Here is a 22995-nt window from a genome sequence, read left to right as displayed (position 1 = left end):
CCGAGCACAAGGCTTTTCGGTGTCTTCGCAGAAGTGATTTTACTCCACGCGCATGAAGGCGGTCATGCCGCTTTCCTGGTGTTCTATGATGTGGCAGTGCATGAGCCAGTCACCTTCGTAGTCCGGGCGCACGGCGACTTGTACGCGTTCGTCTGGCAGCACGAGCGCGGTGTCGGTCCACCATGGGGCGAGCTGGCGTTTGTTGCTCTTTAGGAGCTGAAAGGTCATGCCGTGGATATGGATCGGATGCGTGTGCGGGGTTCGGTTGATGAACTCGAACACATAAGACTTGTCGCGCTTGAGAATTTGCACCGGATCTAATGGGCCGCGCTCTGCGCCTTGCCATGCCTCTTTATTGACCGCCCAGAATGAGAATCCCAGACTTCCGCAGATTGGATTGGCTGGTCGTTTTTCTGCTGTGGCCGAGAACTCCAGCGGGATGTACTCCGCGTTTTTCAGATCAGGCTGCGGGATCGGATTGGCTGGCAACGGTTTGATCTCACGCAGGTCGCGGTTCAAGGATTGCCCGATCGCTCTCAGTGACAGCACCGGCCATGGAGAGGATGAAGAGAAGTTGGTCAGCTCAATTTGCTCCCCTTCTCCATCTGGAATACGTATTGCGATGTCCGCACGCTGCCCCGGCCCCAATGCCAGCTTGTTGACTGCAAATGGTTCAACCGGATTGCCATCTATGGCGATGACCTTTGCATCCGTGCCTTGTGGGAAGGACAGTTTGTAAATGCGAGTTACATCAGTAACGCACAGGCGCAGGCGGACGAGTGAGCCCGCTTTTACATCCATAACTGGCGCGGATTGCCAGTTGGACGTGCGGAGTGTTCCAAATGTCCCTGCTCGCGCGGATTTGCGTGGCTGGAACAGTTTGACGAACTGACCATCACTGCCAAGGCGGAAGTCGCGTAGGTTCACTGGGATGTCGTGATCGAACCCCGGATCTTCATCCTCTTCCACGATCATCAAACCAGTCATGCCGTAAGACAGTTGTTCCAGCGAGTTACAGTGCGGGTGATACCAGAATGTACCTGCATCGTGTGGTGTGAAGCGATAGTCGAAATGATCGTCGGTGTACACGTAGTGCTGGGTCAGGAATGCTACGCCGTCCATATCATTGGGCAGGCGCATGCCGTGCCAGTGGATGGTTGTCGGCTCTTCCAGCTTGTTAATGAGACGGCTATGGAACGGCTGCCCCTGCTTCACGCGCAGGGTTGGTGGCATTGCATCCCCAAAGGTGAACATGTTTTTTGTTGCAGGTGCACCGCTCATCAATTGATGATCGATGTTGCGTGCAATCATGTCATGCCGTTTTGGAACTGCCCAAAGGCTGGAGGCGCCAGCCAAGCCGCCAGCAACAGCAGCCCCGCCAAACAAAGCGCCTTTCAGCGCCTGACGTCGTGTGATCATCGCTCTTTGTCCTCGAGTTCAGCCCGTCTCTGTACTTGGCTGGTCAATGGCTATTCACTCACGACGGCTGCTGTTTTGCAGGGCACCTGCTCTTGCAAATAACGCCCTGCTTGTATCTGGCTCATAATTTGATTCAAGTAGCTAATAGTTTGAATCACAAAACCACGTCAACATTCTGAATTTACAAGATTTTACATTGTTCTTGTCTGATTATTCAGCAATGGTGGACTTCAGGTCGGCAATCATACCTTCCATCTTCCCGGAGAGTTTTGGCAGGCGAACCCGTTTCAGACGTTCACTTGCGATGATTGATTGCACTGTTGCAACGGCTTTATCCAGGTCATCATTTACGATGATATAGTCAAACTCCTGCCAACCGGAGACCTCGTCAATCGCTGTCTTCATGCGGCGTTTGATGGCTGCGTCATCGTCATCTCCACGGCCTGTCAGGCGGGCGTGCATTTCTGCGATTGATGGCGGCAAAACGAAGATGGCAACAACGTCTTCTCCGGCTTGTTCCTGCAGCTGGCGCACGCCTGCGATATCAATATCAAACAGGATGTCCTTACCTGCGTTCAGGCTGGCATCAACCGGTTCACGCGGAGTGCCGTAATAGTTGTCGTGGACCTTGGCCCATTCCAGAAGTTCGTTGGCTTTGATCTTGCGTTCGAACTCATCCGTTTCGAGAAAGTAGTAATGAACGCCGTGCTCTTCGGCTGCGCGGCGTTGACGGGTCGTTGCTGACACAGAGAGCGCCAGTTTGTCGTCATCAGCCAGCAGTTTGTTTGCGATCGTTCCCTTCCCAGCTCCGGAGGGCGCAGCTAACACCAGCATAAAGCCGCGGCGCGCCTCTTCGATGTCCTGAGCTGATACGGTTGTCCCATCTGATTTTTTAGAGGTCATATTGGTTCTGTCTTCTTTTGCTTATCTGCACTTCAAACTCTTGTCTTCATGTTCTGCTGCGAAAACCGATCCCTGATTTTCGCAGCACCGCTTCACTCGATGTTTTGAGTTTGTTCGCGAAGCTGGTCGATCACTGTTTTCAGTTCAAGCCCGATTGCTGTCAGCTCTACGCTGTTGGATTTAGAACAAAGTGTGTTTGCTTCGCGGTTAAATTCCTGTGCCAGGAAATCGAGGCGACGTCCGATGGCCCCACCTTTGACGAGCAAGTCACCGACAGCTTCCACGTGCGCGTAAAGTCGGTCTAGTTCTTCACGGATGTCTGCTTTGGTGGCAAGAACAGCTGCTTCCTGATGCAAGCGCTGAGGATCAAGCTGGCTGCTCGCCTGAAGCAGCTCGTTGACCTGAGTTTCAAGGCGGGCGCGAATGGCCTCCGGGCTGCGGGAGGGCAGGTCCTCAGCTTGCCGGGCCAATGCCTCAATGGTATCGACCTGGCCCTTCAGCAGAGTGGCAATGGCGTTGCCTTCGCTTCTGCGCATTTCGACAAGCTCGTTCAGTGCTTCATCAAAGGATGACAGAAGAGCCGCAATCTGAGCGTTCTTTTCATCTTCGCTCTCTTCAGCTTCTTCAAACTCCAAAACGCCCTTATAGCCCAAAATACCGTCGAGTGTTGGCTCAGGCGCATCTGGCAGGCGGTCCCGCAGAATGGAGATGGCTTTGAGTACTTGCTCAAGAGCGTCTTCATTTACAACCAGCGCCGTGTCAGACTGCGAACGTTGCATCTGCAGGCCTACAGAGACGTTGCCGCGTTTCAGCTTCGCAGCGAGGCGCTTGCGCACTTCCGCTTCAACTCCGTCCAGCCCCTGAGGCAGGCGCAAGCGTGCATCCATGCCTTTGCCATTGACGGAACGGAGTTCCCACACCCAGCGTGTCTCTTCATAGCTGCTTTCCACGCGCGCAAAGCCGGTCATGCTCGCCAGTGCCATCCCTTGAAACTCCTCATCTGAACACCGTCTGTTCGTTGGCGTTCTCATTCAATATTTGCTGGCCCTGAGCTTACCCGTGAAATCGGTCCATGCCCATGAGGTATGTCGTTGCCCCGGCCTTTGCGCCTAACCTAATCTGAAAACCGGTATGCATCTTTCAGGCAGATGTTTGCTTTCAGCAAAAAACCTGCCCGGTGTTTCAACTGGGCAGGTTTTTCTCATTTTGTCCTGCAAGATTTGCAGATCAGTTCTTTTTCTTTTCCGCAGCCTGTCTGGCACGGATCTCTTTTTCAACCTTACGCCAGTTGGCTACATTGCGCTGATGCTGCTTATAGCTTTCAGCGAAAGCATGGCCACCAGTTCCGTCGGCTACAAAGTAGAGATCTTTTGTGCGAGCAGGGTTTGCGACCGCTTCCAGAGCTGCAGCACTCGGGTTGCCGATTGGTCCCGGAGGCAATGCTTTGATCTGGTAGGTGTTGTAAGGGTTCTTTTCTTTCAGCATGGAGCGCGTGATCGCAGAGCGATCTTTTGTCCAGGCATCGCCACCAAACAAGCCGTAAAGTATCGTTGGATCAGACTGCAACGGCATGCCCTTGCGCAGGCGATTAACGAAGACAGAGGCAACGCGCGGATGCTCATCCACTTTGGACGTTTCCTTCTCTACGATAGAGGCAAGGATCACGAGTTGTTCTGGTGTGTCGATCGGCAAGCCCTGGGAGCGCTTTTCCCAGATACGGGCGATGTGATCATTCATCGCCTTTTCCATCTGTTCGATAATGCGCGCCTTCGTGGTTCCGCGAGTGAATGTATAGGTTTCTGGCAGCAATGAGCCTTCTGCTGGGATTGCAGAGATTTCACCGGTCAGGATCTTGTTTGCATTCAGGCGGTTGATGATCTGGGCACTGCTCCAGCCTTCCGGGAAGGTTACGGAGTGGTACACAGCACGGCCACCGACAAGATCTTCCATGACGGTCTTCATGGAGATGCCTAGTGGGAACTCGTACTCACCTGCTTTGATCTTGTTCTCATTTTTGAACAGGCGGGTGCCAGCTTCAAATACGAGTGAATTGGTAATGACGCCTTCGTCTTCCAGCTTCGCAGCAATCTGCGGCAAACTCATGCCACTCGCGACAATGAAGATTTTGTCTTCTGTCAGCGGACCGGTGGCGTCAAACTCGCCCTTCCCCCAATAAAGCGCAGCGCCGGCAACGATAATACCGAGTACAGCCATGGAAAGCAGAAAGTTAATGGTTATGACGACTGGATTGCGTGCATGACGGGAACGCGGCGGAGGTGGTGGTGCAGCTTCTGGCTGAATAGCACGGCTTGGACTCCGCGGTGCAGATTGCCCACCCGGCTGAATATGAAGATCGGACTGATCTTGAGGCCCATTTGAGTTGTCTTCAGGCGATTGAGCCATTGTAACCCTCTATACGGGAGCACTTACAGCACTCCATTACTAGCGTATCCTTAGCGAAAACCGATGCCCACTTTTCGCAGATACGCTTTAAATACTCATTACAGAGCCTAACCCATTCGGGAGCCGCAATATAAAAGGCCAGATTCCGCCATGCGGAGTCTGGCCCTTTTATTTCTTGATCAAGAAAGCGAGTTATGACTCGACTTTTTTGAGAACCAGAGACGCGTTTGTGCCACCAAAGCCAAATGAGTTAGACAGAGCATAATTAATCTCCATCTTCTTGGCTTTATTAGGGACCAAGTCAATCTCAGTTTCAACTGATGGATTTTCAAGGTTGATCGTTGGTGGAGCAATCTGATCACGGATCGCCAAAGCGGTGAAGATTGCCTCTACTGCGCCAGCGGCACCCAACAGGTGGCCGGTTGCAGATTTGGTGGATGACATGGTCAAAGACCCGGCATCATCACCAGCCAAACGCTCAACTGCACCCAGCTCAATCTCGTCACCCAGAGGTGTTGAGGTGCCGTGCGCGTTGACGTAATCAACATCACCGAGAGAAATGCCAGCGCGTTTCAGCGCGGCTTTCATACAACGGTACCCACCGTCGCCATCGGATGCCGGTGCCGTGATGTGGTATGCATCACCGGACAGACCGTAACCAACAACTTCAGCGTAGATTTTTGCACCGCGCGCAACAGCGTGCTCGTATTCTTCGAGAACAACAACGCCAGAACCGTCGCCCATGACAAAGCCATCACGGTCTTTATCGTAGGGACGAGAACCTTTTTCAGGCTCATCGTTGTAGCCAGTAGACAGTGCTTTACAGGCGTTAAACCCGGCAATTCCCAAACGACAGATTGTGCTCTCAGTGCCGCCAGCAACCATAACGTCTGCATCATCCAATGCGATCAGACGGGCAGCATCGCCAATAGCGTGCGCACCAGTGGAACAAGCTGTAACCACTGAGTGGTTCGGGCCTTTGAGTTTGTGCTTGATGGACACATAACCGCTTGCAAGGTTGATCAAGCGGCCAGGAATAAAGAACGGGCTAACACGACGCGGGCCCTTCTCTTCCATCATAATAGCTGTTTCAGCGATACCCTGAAGACCGCCAATTCCAGACCCAATCAGGGTACCGGAACGGTTCTGCTCTTCTTCGGTTTCTGGATTCCATCCCGAATCTGCAATTGCCTGGTCGGCAGCTGCGACAGCATAAATGATGAAGTCATCTACTTTACGCTGTTCTTTTGGGAGCATGAAATCGTCTGGATTGAAGGTTCCATCGGTTCCATCGCCAAGTGGTACCTGACAGGCGATTTTGGTTTGAAGGTCTTCAATTTCGAAGCCCTCGATGCGCCGTGCACCGCTCTTACCTTCAAGAATTCGCTGCCAAGAGATTTCTGCACTGCTGCCCAGTGGGCTAACCATGCCAATGCCTGTGATAACGACTCGACGCATATTTCCTGCACTTTAATTAGATTGGCGCTGCCAGCCCTTTGTGTCGTACCGGAAGACATAAGTGTCATTCTCTGCGACAGGCATGCAGCTGAAAAGGAAACAGGCGCGGCGAGCGCAAATGACCCACCGCGTGCCTAGCTTTTTGAAACAGGATTAGCCCTGTTTGGATTCGATGAACTTTACAGCATCGCCAACGGACTGAATGGTTTCAGCAGCATCGTCCGGGATTTCAACGCCAAATGCTTCTTCGAAAGCCATTACCAGTTCAACGGTGTCCAGGCTGTCTGCACCAAGATCGTCGATGAAGCTTGCAGATTCAACGACCTTGTCAGCCTCTACGCCGAGGTGTTCGACAACGATCTTCTTTACCTGCTCTGCAACATTGCTCATTTTAAGTCCTCAATTGGTTTTCAAGGTAGTGTTTCGGTCCGCTTCGCGGGGCCTTGTTTCACTCGGCTCCCGTGTTGCATACTCTGGTTCTTTTGAAAAGACGCAACGGCCCATATGTTAAGCCGCTTCCAAAGAAAACCGCAGCTTTTCCGTTCCTCTTTCCAAGAGGTCACTTCTAATCGGCGGGTTCCTAGCACAATTAGCACTGGTTTACCAGCCGCCAGTAGTGATTGCCCCATTTGTAAGAGGATCGGACCGGCTGCGTATTTCTTCGTTAAATCATCGCCATACCGCCATTCACGTGCAGTGTCTGACCGGTAACGTACGCTGCTTCATCACTTGCGAGATAAACAGCTGCACCTGCGATTTCTTCAGCAGTGCCCAAACGACCAGCTGGAACGTTGCCCAGGATCGATTCGCGCTGCTTTTCGTTCAGCTCGTCGGTCATCGCGGTTGAGATGAAACCTGGAGCAATTGTGTTTACGGTGATCTTGCGAGACGCCACTTCCTGCGCCAAAGACTTGGACATGCCGATCATGCCAGCTTTTGCAGCAGAGTAGTTCACCTGACCTGCGTTGCCGGTAACACCAACAACAGAGGTAATTCCGATAATGCGGCCCTGACGGCGCTTCATCATGCCTTTGATTGCAGCACGACAGATGCGGAATGTTGCGGACAGGTTCACTTCAAGAACCTGATCCCATTCTTCGTCCTTCATGCGCATGAAGATGTTGTCACGGGTGATACCAGCGTTGTTCACTAGGATATCGAGAGTGCCCATCATTTCTTCAGCCGCTGGTACAAGCGCATCAACACTGTCACGATCAGACAGGTTTGCTGCTTTAATGTGAACGCGGTCACCCAGATCAGATGCCAGCGCTTCCAGCTTCGCTTCGCGGGTACCGGACAAGGTTACAGTTGCACCTTGCGCGTGAAGAGCGCGTGCAATCGCTTCACCGATACCACCGGTCGCGCCGGTTACGAGAGCGCCTTTACCTTCTAAATTGAACATGCCGTTGGTCTCCTCGGCTTAAAATCCGTTTGAAGAAAGCTCATAGGGAGGAACCATAGGTTCCGTCTATACGCAGTGCAAAATGCGGTGCCTTTGAGCCTTCAAAATCTGTGTATTAGCTTTCGACGCCTTCAAGGCGTGCAACAAGTGCATCAATATCTTCTGCCGTGTTGATCGCAACACCTTCCAGAGATTTGACGACACGGCGCACCATGCCACTGAGAACCTTACCAGTGCCGACTTCAACGAGCGTGGTCACTCCGTTGTCGGCCATCCAGGTTACAGATTCGCGCCAGCGTACAGTTCCAGTCACTTGCTCTACCAGACGAGTGCGGATTTCTTCCGGATCAGTGATTGGTGCAGCAAGAACGTTTGCAACAAGTGGAACAACCGGTGCTTTAATTTCAACTTCAGCCAATGCCTTTGCCATTGCGTCTGCAGCAGGTTGCATCAAGGAGCAATGGAACGGTGCGGAGACCGGAAGCAGAACAGCGCGGCGAGCGCCTTTGCCTTTTGCGATTTCACAAGCACGTTCTACGGCTGCCTTATGGCCAGACACAACAACCTGACCGGTTGCGTTGTCATTGGCTGCCTGACAAACTTCGCCCTGGGCGGCTTCTTGTGCAACTTCCATCGCCTGATCGAAGTCCAGCCCCAGTAGAGCTGCCATTGCGCCCTCACCTACTGGCACTGCTTTTTGCATTGCGTCACCGCGAATGCGCAGCAGACGTGCTGCATCGGCAATGCTCAAAGAGCCCGCTGCAGCCAGTGCAGAGTATTCACCAAGAGAATGGCCTGCAACAAAACTTGCAGCTTTGGAGAGGTCAACGCCTTTTGCCTCAAGCACACGCATAGTGGCGAGACTTACAGCCATCAGAGCTGGCTGAGTGTTTGCAGTGAGGGTCAGCTCGTCTGCCGGACCTTCCCACATGATCTTGGTCAGAGACTGACCGAGAGCTGCATCAACTTCCTCAAATACAGCGCGCGCTTCCGGGAACGTGTCGGCAAGTTCTTTACCCATTCCAACCGTCTGGCTGCCCTGTCCGGGAAATGTAAATGCAATAGTCATTTATAAATAGCTCCGTCGCACTCTATATTGCGTCAATGTGGGCCAATCGCCTCAAATGTGGGTGGTCCACTTTGTATTCCAAGATGGGGCGGCTATAAATTCACCAAATACGTGTAAATTATGACCGCCGCCAAAATTAGTAGCACTGCAGATGCCCTATTGGTCAGCTGCTTGCACCTTCAAGAAACCCAAGGAAAACCTTGGTTGCCTGCGTATTCATCGGGGCGACATGAGCCGCCTTGCAAGCGCAATGTCAAGACTGCATCTGGAAAAAAGGTCTTTTTCCCCGATAGTACTTGTCTTTTGTAGGGGATTGGCTATAAAGCCCATCTCGTTTCCGGTATTAGGCCGGAGGCTTAAAGGAAGGCAGCCCTTTGGGGCTGTAGGAGTTGAAAGATATCCGTCTTCCCGTGTCTCCGCTCTTGTGTAAACATCTTCTGGGCCTTTTTCTGAGGGCCGTTCGAAGGGGCTTTGCGCCAATACCGGAATTGTTTAACTCAGAAAGGCAATCCACATGGCGCTCTATGAGCACGTGTTCCTGGCTCGTCAGGACATTTCTACTCAGCAGGTTGAAGCCCTCGTTGAACAGTTCAAAACTGTTCTCGAAGAAAACGGCGGCAAAGTCGGCAAAATCGAAACTTGGGGTCTGCGTACTCTGACTTACCGTATCAACAAGAACCGTAAGGCTCACTACACTCTGATGAATGTAGATGCTCCACACGCGGCTGTTGCTGAAATGGAACGTCAGATGGGCCTGAGCGAAGACATTCTTCGTTTCATGACCATCCGTGTAGAAGAGCTGGACGAAGAACAGTCCGCTATGATGCAGAAGCGTGATCGCGACGACCGTCGTCGTGGTGACCGTAACGATCGTGGTCCACGTCCGGACCGTGGCGATCGCGGTGATCGTGGCCCACGCCCTGATCGTCGTCCTGAAGCACCTGCAGCGGAGTAATTGAAAATGGCTGAATCTTCTTCCGCAGGACGTCGTCCTTTCTTCCGTCGTCGTAAGACCTGCCCATTCTCCGGCGCGAACGCGCCGAAGATTGACTACAAGGACATCCGTCTTCTGCAGCGCTACATCTCTGAGCGCGGCAAGATCGTTCCTTCCCGTATTACCGCAGTATCTGCGAAGAAACAGCGTGAACTGGCTCGTGCCATCAAACGCGCTCGTTTCCTCGGCCTGCTGCCTTTCGTAATCAAGTAAGTCTTGGTTATTGGGTCAGGGTGTTTTGCACCCTGACCTTTTTCATGATCCCGACATGTCGGGATCACGGTTGAGAGATTGATCGCATCAGCGAGAAGCTCTCTCTAACTGCGGATCACACTTTCCGCAGGACAGCAAAGGAGATATTCCATGAAAGTTATCCTTCTTGAGCGTGTGGCTAAACTTGGCCAGATGGGCGAAACCGTAGCTGTTAAAGACGGTTACGCACGTAACTTCCTGCTGCCTCAGGGCAAAGCACTTCGTGCAAACAAAGCTAACCTTGAGCGCTTTGAAAGCGAACGTGTACAGCTTGAAGCTCGTAACCTTGAGCGTAAAACTGAAGCTGAAGCAGTTGGCACAAAGCTGGCTGGCGCAAGCATCGTTGTTATCCGCGCTGCTGGCGAAACTGGTCAGCTCTACGGTTCTGTTGCTACCCGCGATATCGCTGGTGAACTGACCGAAGCAGGCTTCAGCGTTGTTCGCTCCCAGGTTTCCCTGCGCGCGCCAATCAAGACCATCGGTCTGCACGACGTATCCATCGTCCTTCACCCTGAAGTTGAAGTTGAAATCTCTGTTAACGTTGCTCGTTCTGAAGACGAAGCTAACCGTCAGGCAGCAGGCGAAGACCTCACAGGCCGTGAAGAAGACAGCTTTGAATTCGACGAAGATCTCGACGAAGACGAAGAGCTGGAAGACGGCGAAGAAAACGCTGAAGAAGCTTCTGACGAAGATGAAGCTGAAGGCGAAGAAAAAGAAACCGAAGAATAATTTTTCTTCACTTTTCGATGAAAAAGGCAGGGTCTCTGACTCTGCCTTTTTTTATGCACTGATCTTGGCAGAATCGGCAAAGGCCCCGCTGATTCTATTCCTCAAAAAAGAGTTTGTTAATAATTGTAGTTGGGGCGAAAATCCCTGAATACGGCTGATTTTAAACAATTATTCTAAGCTTTTCTCGCGTCTAGAGAGTAGCGACTGTCAATTGGCAACCTGCAATTTTCCCCGCTGATTTAATTTTGTTAAAGAACTGGGCTTAAGGTGCGAAGGCCCCCTTTTCCTACCCGCCTTAAAGCTGTAACCAAGTTGCCAAGCGGCACGAGGGGCGGAATGAAGGGCACAGTCCAAAAATTAGAGAAGGCTAGTGAGACCATGAGAGTGGTCCCGCATAATGCCGAGGCAGAGCGCCAGCTTCTTGGTGCCATTATGGTAAACAACGAGACCTATTATCGTGTCTCGGAGTTTTTAGAAGCGCGCCATTTTTTCTTAGCTCCCCACAAGGATATCTATGACAAATGCGGAGCGTTGATTAAGGCAGGCAAGATTGCCTCGCCTATTACGCTCAAAACGTTTTTCCCGGCAGATGAGAAGATTGCAGACCTGTCTGCAACTCAGTATCTGCTGCGTCTTGCAGGTGATGCGACTTCTGTGATCAACGCAGAAGACTACGGCAAGACCATTTACGATCTGGCGACTCGCCGTAACCTGATCACCATTGGCGAAGACATGGTGAACATTGCTTATGACGCGCCAATCGACATGCCACCGTCCTCTCAGATCGACGATGCTGAGCGTCGTTTGTTTGAATTGGCGGAGACTGGCCGATCTGACGGCGGTTTTCAGGACTTTGGCAGTGCACTGACCGAAACTATTGAGATGGCCGCAGCAGCCTTTCAGCGTGAAGGCGCCCTTTCCGGTGTTTCAACAGGTTTGCGTGACCTGGACAAACTCATGGGTGGCTTGCAGTCTTCGGATTTGGTCGTTTTGGCTGGTCGTCCTGCGATGGGAAAAACATCGCTGGTTACGAACATCGCTTATAACATTGCTGAAAATTATCAGACTGAAGAGATGCCAGATGGCACTGTTCGGACTGTAAATGGCGGCGTTGTTGGCTTCTTCTCTTTGGAAATGAGTGCCGAACAGCTGGCTACTCGTATTATTTCCGAGCAGACAGAGATTTCTTCCTCCAAGATTCGCCGCGGCGACATCAACGAGATTGAATTTGAGAAGCTGGTAGCGGCGACACAGCATATGCAACACGTTCCACTTCATGTGGACCAAACAGGTGGTATTTCCATCGCGTCCCTCGTTTCCAAAGCCCGGCGGCTGAAGAGACAAAAGGGGCTGGATATGATCGTGGTCGACTATATTCAGCTGCTATCTGGTTCCTCCAAGAATCAGGGCAACCGTGTTCAGGAAATTACTGAGATCACCACCAACCTTAAAGCGCTGGCGAAGGAACTTAATGTTCCGATCATCGCGCTGTCCCAGCTCTCTCGTCAGGTTGAAAACCGTGACGACAAACGACCACAGATGTCTGACCTTCGTGAATCCGGCTCGATCGAGCAGGATGCGGATGTGATCATGTTTGTGTATCGTGAAGAGTATTACATGGGCAAAAAAGAACCGCCTGAAGGCACTCCAGAATACGAAGAATGGAGTAGCAAGATGGAGCAGTTGCGCGGCAAGGCGGAAGTCATTATCGCCAAGCAGCGTCACGGTCCAACTGGCATTGTTGATCTGCAGTTCCAGGGCGAGTTCACTCGCTTCTCCGATCTGGCAGACGACGCCCATATTCCTGACAGAATTATGGAGTAAGGCTGGTTTATCCTACTGAATTAGCGATTGGCCCGGGGTAACGCACATCAGTTGTGTAGTGCTCCGGGTCTTTCTTTTTAAATTCAGATATTTTTTGTAGGTTATTGCGCATTCAAAGAATCTGAGGGCAATCGCGTGACACATTCTGCCGCTCCTACATCTGCCCGCGCAGCTCATTCTGCTGGCGGTGCTGCAAAGCTAACCATCGACCTTACCGCTCTACGCTCGAACTGGTGTTATTTGAATGGCAAGGTGGGTGATGGCTGTACCTGCGCTGTGGTACTCAAGGCCAATGGTTATGGGACTGGTGCTACAGAAGTTGGCAAAACACTTTATCACACCGGAGCCCGTGTCTTCTTTGTTGCGCTTCCTGAAGAAGGAATCGACCTGCGCAAAGAACTGCCACACGCAGAAATCTATGTGCTGAATGGCCTCTTTCGTGGCCGTGAGAAATTCTATTACGATTTCAATCTCAAACCGGTCTTAAACAGTCTTGAGGAAGCAACTGAATGGTCTGCTTTTGCGCAAGGCCTGGATGAAGAACTGTCTGCGGCTTTACACTTTGATACAGGCATGCATCGTCTGGGCATGTCTATTGAAGACGCGCTGAAGACTGGTGAGTCGCCTCATTTCCTTAAGGACATCAAGATCGATCTGATCATGAGCCATCTTGCTTGCGCCGATACGCCTGACCACGAGCTCAACGCAAAGCAACTGGATCGTTTCCAGCGGGTTTGTGAGTTGTTTCCGGGCGCCCGCAAATCCTTGAGCAACTCTGCCGGTATTTTCCTGGGAGCTGATTACCACTTCGACATGGTTCGCCCAGGCATTGCGCTTTATGGAGGAAACCCAGTTCCTGACGACAGCAACCCGATGCTTCCAGTTGCACATGTACTGGCGGAAATCATCAGTTTGCGTGAAGTTCCCACTGGCGATCCTGTGGGTTACGGGGCTTCCCGTGTAACACCGCGAAAAAGCCGGATTGCAACCATAAATGCAGGTTATGCGGATGGTTTGCACCGACTGGTTGGCAGCTCTGACGACCAGCCTGACGGCGCACGGGTTTATATCGGCGGGCATTTTGCTCCCATCTTTGGCCGTGTCTCCATGGATATGATTGCAGTTGATGTGACGGATATTCCCGAGGAACATCTGTCACGCGGTGCTCCGGTTGAGATTATGGGCGCACATGTAAACGTGGATGAATTGGCAAACTTTGCTCAAACCATCCCATATGAATTGCTGTGTAGCCTTGGAGCACGCTATACACGCCACTATAAACGCTAGCGAGCTAAACACTGGCAGGAACCTGAATTCGATATGGCGAAACGCTCCCTTTCATTTGTCTGTCAGTCTTGTGGGGCAACCACACTCAAATGGGCAGGCCGCTGCGAATCTTGCGGTGAATGGAACACAATTCAGGAAGAGCAAGAGCCCAGCGGCATCGGAGCCGGGCCCAAGACCGCTTCGCGTTCCAAGGGCCGGGTTGTTCCGCTGGTTGGTCTTTCGGGAGAAACCAAAGACGCTCCGAGAATTATCACAGGTGTGGCCGAGCTGGACCGTGTGACTGGTGGCGGCTTTGTAAAAGGTTCTGCTCTGCTGGTAGGCGGCGATCCCGGTATCGGCAAATCCACCCTGCTGACGCAAGCCAGCGCACATCTTGCCTATCAAGGGCACAATATCGTTTATATCTCAGGCGAGGAAGCGGTGGATCAGGTGCGTTTGCGTGCAGAGCGTCTTGGTTTGCGCGATGCTCCGGTTCAATTGGCTGCCGAGACAAGCGTGGAAGACATTCTTGCCACTCTGGAAGCCAAGAAGGGTGATGACCGCGCTCATCTTGTGATCTTAGACAGTATCCAAACGCTGTGGACCGAGATGGCCGATTCTCCGCCAGGAACAGTAACGCAGGTGCGAGCTTCTGCGCAGGCTCTGGTCCGCTTTGCCAAGAAAACCGGAACAACGGTTGTTCTTGTTGGTCATGTGACGAAAGACGGCCAGATCGCTGGCCCACGCGTTGTAGAGCACATGGTTGATGCCGTGCTCTATTTTGAAGGTGATAACGCGCATCAATATCGCATTTTGCGAGCCGTGAAAAACCGCTTTGGCCCAACGGATGAAATTGGCGTCTTCGAGATGTCCGACATGGGGCTACGAGAAGTAAAGAATCCCAGTGCTATGTTCCTTAGTGAACGAAGCGCAACTGCTCCAGGTTCAGCCGTGTTTGCCGGGATAGAAGGTACGCGGCCTTTGCTGGTCGAAATGCAAGCACTTGTTGCACCCTCCCCCCTTGGCACACCACGCCGAGCGGTGATCGGGTGGGATAGTGCGCGCCTTTCTATGATTTTGGCCGTGCTTGAAGCACGCTGCGGTGTTAAGTTTGCGCAACATGACGTTTATCTGAATGTCGCTGGTGGACTGAGAATTAATGAGCCAGGAGCTGACCTCGCCGTTGCGGCAGCTTTAATCTCATCGCTTAGTGGGGTTGCTCTTCCCCTCGAATGCGTCTATTTCGGCGAAATCAGTCTGTCTGGTGCAGTTCGACCAGTTGCTCAGGCAGCTTCCCGATTAAAGGAAGCTCAGAAGCTTGGATTCGGTCAGGCGGTTATCGCCGACGGGAATATGAAAGAAGGCTCCAATGCTCTCGGTCAGGTTAAAGGACTTGAGGAGTTGGGAGATCTGGTAGCAAATATTGTTGCCAGTGCACAGAAAATGGAAAACGCTTAAGGGTTTAACCTAGGCTGATTTTAACCGGCAGGCATTTTTGTTGGTTTGCCTGCCAGTCAAACAAGGGACTTGTGTCGACAGATGCCGATCACACTCTTAGACGGAATTCTACTGGTTATCATGCTGATCTCTGGCGTTCTTGCTATGATTCGCGGGTTCGTGCGTGAGGTGCTTTCTATTGCATCATGGGTCGCAGCAGCAGTCGCCGCCTATCTTTTTTATGGCAGCCTGAAACCATTTGTGTTGCAGCACGTAACCAATGACACACTGGCAACTGCCATTGCTGCAGGTGCTGTCTTCCTCGTGACATTAATCGTGGTGAGCTACATCACCATGCGCATTTCAGACTTCGTGCTGGACAGCCGAATTGGCGCGCTCGACAGAACCCTCGGTTTTGTTTTTGGCGCAGCCCGCGGCTTCCTGCTTGTTGTCGTTGCGCTGCTGTTCTTTAACTGGTTTGTACCAGAGCCACGCCAACCAAACTGGATCATGGATGCCAAATCCAGACACCTGCTGGTGACCAGTGGTCAAAGTTTGGTTGCCGCACTGCCGGAAGATCCTGAGCGCGCAATTATGGACCAGATTCGTAAGCAGGGCGGCACGACCGGCTCTGCAACAGGCGCATCCAGTGATGAAGAAGCCCGTTACTCCCCAAGTGAGCGGCGCGGACTGGACCAGCTGACGGCCTCCGGCGAAGGCCGGAACTAAGCTTAATTTTGATATTTGGCCCAAGTAAGAACCAAGGAGTGATGCCATGAGCAGTGGCGTATCAAACAATTCTGCCGCTTTGAAAGAGCTACAGGCAGATTTTGACGGCGATACCCTGCACGAGGAATGCGGTGTTTTTGGCATTCTTGGACATGATGATGCAGCAGCACTGACGGCTCTGGGGCTTCATGCGCTTCAGCATCGCGGACAGGAAGCTGCAGGCATTGTGACATTTGATGGCGATCAGTTCCGTTCAGAACGTCATATGGGTCTTGTAGGTGATCATTTCACTCAGCAGGAAACCATCGACAACCTGAAGGGTCCGTACGCAATCGGCCATGTGCGCTACTCCACCACTGGTGAAGCTGCACTGCGCAATGTGCAGCCGCTGTTTGCTGAGCTTGATGGTGGCGGGATTGCAATCTGTCACAATGGTAATTTCACCAATGCGATGACCGTGCGCCGTCAGTTGATCAAGGACGGTGCGATCTGCCAGTCCACGTCTGACAGTGAAGTGGTTCTGCAGCTGGTTGCCCGTTCCCGTGAGAAAAAGATCGTAGATCGCTTCATCGAGGCTATCAGCCAGATGGAAGGTGCTTACTCTCTTGTCGCGCTGACACGCAAAAAGCTGATTGGTGCGCGCGATCCTTATGGAATTCGCCCATTGGTTCTTGGCGATCTCAATGGCGCTCCGATTTTTGCAAGTGAAACATGTGCACTGGACATCATTGGCGCTAAATTCATTCGCGAAGTTGAGAATGGCGAGGTTGTTGTTTGTACGCCGGGTGGTATCGAAAGCTACTTCCCATTCGGTAAGCGCCCTTCCCGCCCAGACATCTTTGAGTACATCTACTTCTCCCGCCCGGACAGTGTTTTGAACGGTCATTCCGTTTATGACGTTCGCAAGCGTTTTGGGCGTGTGCTGGCACAGGAAAGCGCGGTTGAAGCAGATGTAATTGTTCCGGTACCAGATTCTGGCGTTCCTGCAGCTCTTGGCTTTGCAGCCGAAAGCGGGGTGCCGTTTGAGCTTGGCATTATCCGTAACCACTATGTTGGCCGTACCTTTATTGAGCCAACACAGCAGATCCGTACGCTTGGTGTTAAGCTGAAGCACTCTGCCAACAGAGCGCAAATTGAAGGCAAGCGCGTTGTGCTGGTGGATGATAGCCTCGTGCGCGGTACCACCAGCGTAAAGATCGTTCAGATGATCAGGGATGCTGGTGCGAAGGAAGTTCACTTCCGCCTGGCCTCTCCGCCAATCAAATTCTCCGATTACTACGGCATCGATACGCCGGTTCGCGAGAAGCTACTGGCTGCCAAGTATGATCTTGAAGGTATGCGCAAATACATTGGTGCAGATACCCTTGCCTTTCTGAGCATTGACGGTGTCTACCGTGCCATGGGTCATGAGAATGGCCGTGACAACGAGAACCCACAGTTCACTGATCACTGCTTTACCGGGGACTATCCGACCCCGCTTACAGATTTGTCTGACGATGTGGACACACGTCAGGCTCCCCGCCTTGTAGAAACTGGTTAAGTTCAATGAGTTCGAAAAGACTTGAAGGTCGTGTTGCTGTTGTCACGGGAGCCTCCCGTGGCATTGGTTATTTTGCTGCAAAAAAGCTTGCTGAAGAAGGTGCGCATATTGTTGCGATCGCACGGACTGTTGGCGGACTGGAAGAACTGGATGACGAAATCCAGAAGGCCGGTAGTTCAGCTACGCTTGTGCCAGTTGACCTGACTGATTTCGACGCGATTGACCGTTTGGGCGCTGCTATCTTTGAGCGCTGGAAAAAGCTCGACATTCTTGTCGGTAACGCTGGTATTCTCGGTCCGACTTCTCCGCTGGGTCATGTGGACCCGAAGAAGTTCGATGACGTGATGAAAATCAACGTGACTGCGAACTGGCGTCTTATTCGTTCGCTTGATCCACTGCTACGTCAGTCCGATGCGGGCCGTACGGTCTTCCTGACCTCAGGAGCGCCACATAAGTGCCGCGCCTATTGGGGACCATACTCCATGTCCAAAGCGGCCTTGGAAGCGCTTGTGCGCACGTATGTGAACGAAACGCAGAAGACCAGCGTTAAGTCCATGCTCATCAATCCAGGCCCGATGCGGACTGGCATGCGTGCAAAAGCAATGCCGGGCGAAGACCCAAAAACCCTGCCGCATCCTTCTGAGATCTCTGAGGACATCGTGCGCTTCTGTCTTCCAGAAAGCCAGGAGAATGGTCGCCTCTACGATTTCCCGAGCAAAGAACTTAGGGACTTCGTGCAGCTGACCAGCTAAACGGCATAAGCCTACAAATACGAAAAAGCCCCGGTGATGAGCCGGGGCTTTTTTGTTGTGCAATCTGAGGTGTTTTAGATGAAGCACTTATCAGTTAGCGCTTTGGTCTGATCAAATACACCCGGGCAAGCAGCAACAACTTTACAGCCGTTCATGACTGCGTTGGCGACGTCAATTTCCTGACACTTCCCACCAGCTTCTTCCAGAAGGAGCAGGCCTGCCATGCAGTCCCAGGAGTTCATGTGCTCTTCGATATAGCCGATGAGACGGCCAGAAGCAGCATATGCCAGCATAAGACCACCGGACGCGTTGCGGAAAAAGATCCCACCTTCATCCAGCAGTGCATCAACTGCGCTTTTGACAGCCTGATTGCGCCCGCGTGCACTGAAGCCCAGACCGATTGACCCATTGGACAATGAATCGCTCGTGGACACTTTCATTGGCGTACCGTTGAGTGTTGCCCCTTTGCCTTTTTCAGCTGCAAACAGTTCATCAGCACACGGATCATAAGTGACGCCAATGTATTTCTCGCCATTTTTGACGCAAGCAATGATCACACACCACTGTGGAATGCCGGAGACAAAGTTCGCCGTACCGTCTATCGGGTCGATGATCCAGGTATACTCAGAAGTACCCGGTTTGGGATCACCCTCTTCTCCCACGATGCTGTCATCTGGAAATGCTTCGGCAATGGCTTTGCGGACAAGAAATTCAGTATCGCGATCGGCCTCAGAGACCATGTCCTGATGACCTTTACTCTCAATATTGAGGGTCTCCAAACGCGTAAAATATTCGTGCGCATAGGCACCAGCGCGCTTAACCAGAGCGTTGGCGAACGTAAAACGGTCTTGTGACATGATAATCCTATTAAATGTAGGGAATGCGGAAAGAGAGCGCGATTAAAAGCAGATTCAGGAAGAATTGCAACTTATTAGCGGCACTGACTGATACTTCTAGAGAAAAATTCAAGTACGCGACAATGTTCAGAACCCTGACAGTTCCTGGTTCTCTGGGATTTGGCAAAATAAAAGGGCAGCTGACTGCTGCCCTTTTATGAAATTAAGTGAAAGCGAAATCACCTTCTCTTCTTGTGGTATGGATTGTCGCCCTTTCTATAGGACAGACGAATGGGCGTTCCTTTGATGTCAAAACGCTCGCGAATACCATTCACAAGATATCGGGTGTAGCTCTCCGGCAGATTGTCTGGCTTGGAGCAGAACACCACGAAATGCGGTGGACGTGTCTTTGGCTGTGTCATGAAACGCAAGCGTACACGACGTCCAGACACTGCTGGCGGCGGATGGTGGATCAGAACACCTTCCAGCCAGCGGTTGAGGCCAGATGTACCAACGCGCTTGTTCCACATCTCGTAAGACCGGAAAACAGCCTGCATGAGCTTATCAAGGCCCTGCCCGTTGATGCCGGACATGGTGACAATCTCAACACCACGTAGCTGATTCAGATAGCGTGCTTGTGAATCCTTGATATGACCCCAAGCATCCTCACGATCCTCAATCAAGTCCCACTTATTGAGTGCAATAACGATTGCGCGGCCTTCACGGGCACACAGATCGATGATCTGCAAATCCTGCTTTTCGAAGGAAATGGTGGCATCGAGCGTTACAACAACAACTTCAGCAAACTTGATTGCGCGAAGGGCGTCCGCAACGGAGAGCTTTTCCAGCTTTTCCTGCACGCGTGCCTTTTTGCGGATACCTGCAGTATCGAACACCTTTACATGGTGATCCTGCCATTCCCACTCAACAGAGATACTGTCACGTGTGATGCCAGCTTCAGGTCCGGTCAGAAGGCGCTCTTCACCCAACATCTGGTTGATGAGAGTAGACTTGCCTGCGTTTGGACGGCCAACAATTGCCATGCGCAAAGGGCGTTCGAGTGTGCCAACCGGCTCGTCGATCTCTTCGTCCTCTACATCAACATCTGTACGTGCTTCAGTAAATTCGGAAGAACCTTCCATCTCGTCTGCAGCATCTACAATCGGGCGCAGAAAATCATAAAGCTCGGACAGGCCTTCTCCGTGTTCCGCAGAAAGAGGAACAGGATCACCCAACCCAAGCGTAAACGCATCATAGAGACCGCCATCGCCTGCTTTGCCTTCCGCCTTGTTGGCGCAAAGAATTACAGGGGTGTCGGCACGGCGAAGAAGGTTCGCAAAGTGCTCATCAAGCGGCATCAAGCCAGCGCGTGCATCAATAAGGAATAAGCATGCATCCGCATCCCGGATTGCTTCTTCTGTTTGAGCGCGCATACGCCCTTCGAGGCTTGCTGCCTCTGCTTCTTCCAGGCCGGCAGTATCAACGATCTTGAATCGCAGATCGCCCAAGCGTGCATCACCGGACCGACGGTCACGGGTCACACCTGGGGTATCATCAACAAGCGCTAAGCGCTTGCCTACAAGGCGATTGAAGAGCGTCGACTTGCCAACATTAGGTCTGCCAATAATGGCGACTGTCGCAGTCACGCGAATACTCCTCGTCTGGTATGCAGCATTTAGAGTAGTTCGCCTTATGCGCCCTCCTCTAAGCTTTTATTTTTTAACGTATCCCAGTTTCGAAAACCGGTATCCACTTTCTGTGGAATACGTTTAGTTCAGCGCTGCAACCGCTCCGTCACTGGTAAGGACGACCATGCGTCCACCAGCAACAATTGGTGATACAAATACGCCACTGGTCACTTTCCGCGATGCGGATGCCTGACCGGTTTTTGCATTCACAGATGCAAGATAACCGTTGCTGGACATGGCGATCAGCTGGCCGTTAGCCAGAATTGGACCTGCCCAGTTGACATTCTTGGCGTCACTTTCGCCAGTTGGCAACTTGGCACTCCAGATAAGGTTGCCGGTCTTGCTTGAGATTGCATGCAATTTATCATCCAAGCCGATCAAGAATACCGTACCGCCAGAAACAACCGGAGTATGTACGGCACCAAAATCAGCCTCCCACAAACGCTCGCCATCTTTCAGAGCAATGCCCAGTGTGCGTCCAGCAACGGAGGTTGCAATAACCTTATTGCCTTCAATGACCGGGCTTGCAGAAACATCTGTCAGGCCAGAGAGCGCGCGTGTACGGAAGGACCGTGCAACGGTATCGATCCATTTAGGCTCACCGCTGTTAATGTCAAGTGCCATAACCTCGCCTGAGGAAAACGGCACAACAACAGTGTTGCCTGAAATTGCCGGATTTGCAGAGGAAAGCAGGCCTGCTTGCTCTGCAATGCCAGCGAATGACCATGCCTGTTCCCCATCTGACTGGTTGAGGCCGATCACTTCATTGTCTTGAGTTACAACGACAACTTTACCATTAGCCGCTGCTGGCGCACCGCGAACCGGTGTTTCCAGTTGCTTGGTCCAAAGGACGTTGCCACCTTTATCAAGTGCATAAACATTGCGGTATGCGGTTGCGACAAAGATCTTGCCGCCGTCAAGCACGACACCACCACCTGCGGCAACTTCATTCTCGCCTTCCAGACCCAGGTTCTTTGTGAAGACCTTGGCGCCACCAGTTGTCAGAGCAACGAGATTGCCATCTGACTTATAGACGTAGATGCGCTGGCCATCAGAAACCGGACGCGCAGCGGTGCGCGGGTTGCTGGAGCCGATACCAAAGAAGCCGGGAGAACGGACCTGACCGATGCTCGACGACCATGCAACACCACCGCTCACATTGATTGCGATGTTGCCCGGATCATTGCTCTTAGGACCAGCAGCGGTTGGCCAGGTTGACCCACCTGTCGCCGCACCGATCTTGGCATCTCCACCTGTTGCAGATGGCTTTAATGCGCCTTGATACAGTGGCTGACGGTCTCCCTCAAGAAACTCATCATCGCCGCCGAATGGATTTAGACTGGAAAGAGAAGAACAACCAGCCAGCGTCAGCGCAAGTGCGCCGGTTCCAATCAAAGCCTTCCAAGACTTTCTTTTGGTCTCGCTCACTTATTCAGTCCCCTTTTCGTCTTTGCCCAATGCAGAGGTAATTAGTTCAAGATAAATTTGTGCGCGTCCGGAAACATCTGACGGAGCAGCTGCATCATTCACAATTTCGCTGAAGCGCGTGCGAGCTGCATCCAGATTACCAGCCTTGTACTCAGCTGCACCCAGAATTTCCAAAGCAGAAAAACGCCATGTGTTACCAGCAACAGCCAGTACTTCTGTGTGTTTTTTCACCGCAGCAAGGTCGCCGTTATCCAGCAGCAGATAAGCAGCCCGGATGTTGGCGAGACCCTTGTAAATGATTGGTGTCGCACTGTCAGCGGCGACCGCTTCAAAAGCCTTGATGGCTTCGTCAGGTTTACCTTCCAGCGCCAACTCGGTTCCAATGCGCATCTTGGCCATCATAGGATAACCGCCAATACTGCCTTCCATGGAAACGAAAGCTGCCTGCGCTTCGGTGTAGTTGCCTGCGTCTGAAAGCTTGATAGCCTCCAGAAATTCAGTGCCTGCTGCCTGAGACTGTTTGTTCTGCCAGTACTCATAGCCGCGAAAACCTGCGGTACCTACAACGATAAGACCTGCTGTCAGGTATACAACCGGAGCAAAGCGCTTCCAAAGCTTTGAAAACTGGTCGCTTCTTACTTCTTCATCGACTTCGCGAAAAATGTCGGACATAATTTCAAATGTTCCTGCAGCAACGATTCTTAGGTTCGTGGTATCCCAATGGGCGGCGTCACATTAAAACTAAGAGAGCCGCAGGCAAACCTCTTTCTCTACCTCTTTCAACCGATTAGTGGCTTTATTAGGGCAATGAAAGAGTTTTCCCTGCCAACATTTACAAGTGTAATTGCCGAGAGAGACCACTTTGA

The 22995-nt window shown here is 52.0% G+C and carries 21 protein-coding genes; 9 read left to right on the top strand and 12 right to left on the bottom strand.

Annotated features, from left to right (window positions below; genetic code table 11):
- Window positions 1–39 precede the first annotated feature (39 nt).
- From PsW64_RS20430 to fabD, 8 genes are all read right to left on the bottom strand, one after another.
- Window positions 40–1419 carry a multicopper oxidase family protein gene (locus PsW64_RS20430; RefSeq protein WP_063304764.1) on the bottom strand — a complete coding sequence of 460 codons (1380 nt, stop codon included), beginning with the start codon at window positions 1417–1419 and terminating at the stop codon, window positions 40–42.
- A gap of 210 nt (window positions 1420–1629) precedes the next feature.
- Window positions 1630–2322, bottom strand: coding sequence for a guanylate kinase (gene gmk, locus PsW64_RS20425; RefSeq protein ID WP_063296518.1), 693 nt, complete (start codon window positions 2320–2322; stop codon window positions 1630–1632).
- Window positions 2323–2414: 92 nt separating this feature from the next.
- Window positions 2415–3305: a YicC/YloC family endoribonuclease gene (locus PsW64_RS20420; RefSeq protein WP_063304763.1), complete on the bottom strand. Its 891-nt coding sequence runs from the start codon at window positions 3303–3305 to the stop codon at window positions 2415–2417.
- Between the two features lie 244 nt (window positions 3306–3549).
- On the bottom strand, window positions 3550–4725 hold the full coding sequence (gene mltG, locus PsW64_RS20415) for an endolytic transglycosylase MltG (RefSeq protein ID WP_063304762.1): 1176 nt from the start codon (window positions 4723–4725) through the stop codon (window positions 3550–3552).
- A 192-nt stretch (window positions 4726–4917) separates the two neighbouring features.
- Window positions 4918–6183, bottom strand: coding sequence for a beta-ketoacyl-ACP synthase II (gene fabF, locus PsW64_RS20410; protein WP_057460955.1), 1266 nt, complete (start codon window positions 6181–6183; stop codon window positions 4918–4920).
- Window positions 6184–6336: 153 nt separating this feature from the next.
- On the bottom strand, window positions 6337–6573 hold the full coding sequence (locus PsW64_RS20405; RefSeq protein ID WP_008551920.1) for an acyl carrier protein: 237 nt from the start codon (window positions 6571–6573) through the stop codon (window positions 6337–6339).
- A 274-nt stretch (window positions 6574–6847) separates the two neighbouring features.
- Window positions 6848–7585 carry a 3-oxoacyl-[acyl-carrier-protein] reductase gene (gene fabG / locus PsW64_RS20400; protein ID WP_057460954.1) on the bottom strand — a complete coding sequence of 246 codons (738 nt, stop codon included), beginning with the start codon at window positions 7583–7585 and terminating at the stop codon, window positions 6848–6850.
- A gap of 115 nt (window positions 7586–7700) precedes the next feature.
- Complete coding sequence (fabD, locus tag PsW64_RS20395) at window positions 7701–8654, bottom strand: ACP S-malonyltransferase (protein WP_063304761.1); 954 nt, start codon at window positions 8652–8654, stop codon at window positions 7701–7703.
- A 514-nt stretch (window positions 8655–9168) separates the two neighbouring features.
- Here fabD and rpsF point away from each other — a divergent pair.
- The 9 genes from rpsF to PsW64_RS20345 all read left to right on the top strand — a co-directional run bounded on the left by rpsF (window position 9169) and on the right by PsW64_RS20345 (window position 18177).
- Window positions 9169–9609 (top strand): 30S ribosomal protein S6, encoded by a 441-nt coding sequence (gene rpsF / locus PsW64_RS20390; RefSeq protein WP_057460953.1) that lies wholly within the window; start codon window positions 9169–9171, stop codon window positions 9607–9609.
- Between the two features lie 6 nt (window positions 9610–9615).
- Entirely contained in the window at window positions 9616–9861 is a 246-nt protein-coding gene (gene rpsR / locus PsW64_RS20385; RefSeq protein WP_008552033.1) for a 30S ribosomal protein S18, read from the top strand.
- Between the two features lie 150 nt (window positions 9862–10011).
- On the top strand, window positions 10012–10629 hold the full coding sequence (gene rplI, locus PsW64_RS20380; protein ID WP_063304760.1) for a 50S ribosomal protein L9: 618 nt from the start codon (window positions 10012–10014) through the stop codon (window positions 10627–10629).
- A 336-nt stretch (window positions 10630–10965) separates the two neighbouring features.
- A complete protein-coding gene (locus tag PsW64_RS20370; protein WP_057460951.1) occupies window positions 10966–12453 on the top strand; it encodes a replicative DNA helicase in 1488 nt (495 codons plus the stop codon).
- 135 nt (window positions 12454–12588) lie between these two features.
- Window positions 12589–13740, top strand: a complete 1152-nt coding sequence (gene alr / locus PsW64_RS20365) for an alanine racemase (RefSeq protein ID WP_063304758.1) — start codon at window positions 12589–12591, stop codon at window positions 13738–13740.
- 33 nt (window positions 13741–13773) lie between these two features.
- Entirely contained in the window at window positions 13774–15177 is a 1404-nt protein-coding gene (gene radA / locus PsW64_RS20360) for a DNA repair protein RadA (protein ID WP_063304757.1), read from the top strand.
- Window positions 15178–15258: 81 nt separating this feature from the next.
- On the top strand, window positions 15259–15885 hold the full coding sequence (locus PsW64_RS20355) for a CvpA family protein (RefSeq protein WP_057460948.1): 627 nt from the start codon (window positions 15259–15261) through the stop codon (window positions 15883–15885).
- A gap of 46 nt (window positions 15886–15931) precedes the next feature.
- A complete protein-coding gene (gene purF / locus PsW64_RS20350; protein ID WP_063288438.1) occupies window positions 15932–17425 on the top strand; it encodes an amidophosphoribosyltransferase in 1494 nt (497 codons plus the stop codon).
- Window positions 17426–17430: 5 nt separating this feature from the next.
- Entirely contained in the window at window positions 17431–18177 is a 747-nt protein-coding gene (locus tag PsW64_RS20345) for an SDR family NAD(P)-dependent oxidoreductase (protein ID WP_063304756.1), read from the top strand.
- Between the two features lie 74 nt (window positions 18178–18251).
- Here PsW64_RS20345 and PsW64_RS20340 read toward each other — a convergent pair whose 3' ends face one another.
- The 4 genes from PsW64_RS20340 to PsW64_RS20325 form a co-directional block, all read right to left on the bottom strand.
- Window positions 18252–19034, bottom strand: coding sequence for an inositol monophosphatase family protein (locus PsW64_RS20340; protein WP_063304755.1), 783 nt, complete (start codon window positions 19032–19034; stop codon window positions 18252–18254).
- Window positions 19035–19252: 218 nt separating this feature from the next.
- Window positions 19253–20659, bottom strand: a complete 1407-nt coding sequence (gene der, locus PsW64_RS20335) for a ribosome biogenesis GTPase Der (RefSeq protein WP_057460945.1) — start codon at window positions 20657–20659, stop codon at window positions 19253–19255.
- 123 nt (window positions 20660–20782) lie between these two features.
- Window positions 20783–22129: an outer membrane protein assembly factor BamB family protein gene (locus PsW64_RS20330; RefSeq protein ID WP_057460944.1), complete on the bottom strand. Its 1347-nt coding sequence runs from the start codon at window positions 22127–22129 to the stop codon at window positions 20783–20785.
- Window positions 22130–22801: a tetratricopeptide repeat protein gene (locus PsW64_RS20325; RefSeq protein WP_063291845.1), complete on the bottom strand. Its 672-nt coding sequence runs from the start codon at window positions 22799–22801 to the stop codon at window positions 22130–22132.
- Window positions 22802–22995: the final 194 nt, after the last annotated feature.

It is taken from the genome of Pseudovibrio sp. W64 (genome assembly GCF_001623145.1).
Lineage (GTDB): Bacteria > Pseudomonadota > Alphaproteobacteria > Rhizobiales > Stappiaceae > Pseudovibrio.
The sequence above is the reverse complement of the archived record's forward strand: the minus strand, read 5'-3'. Positions and strand labels throughout refer to the sequence as shown.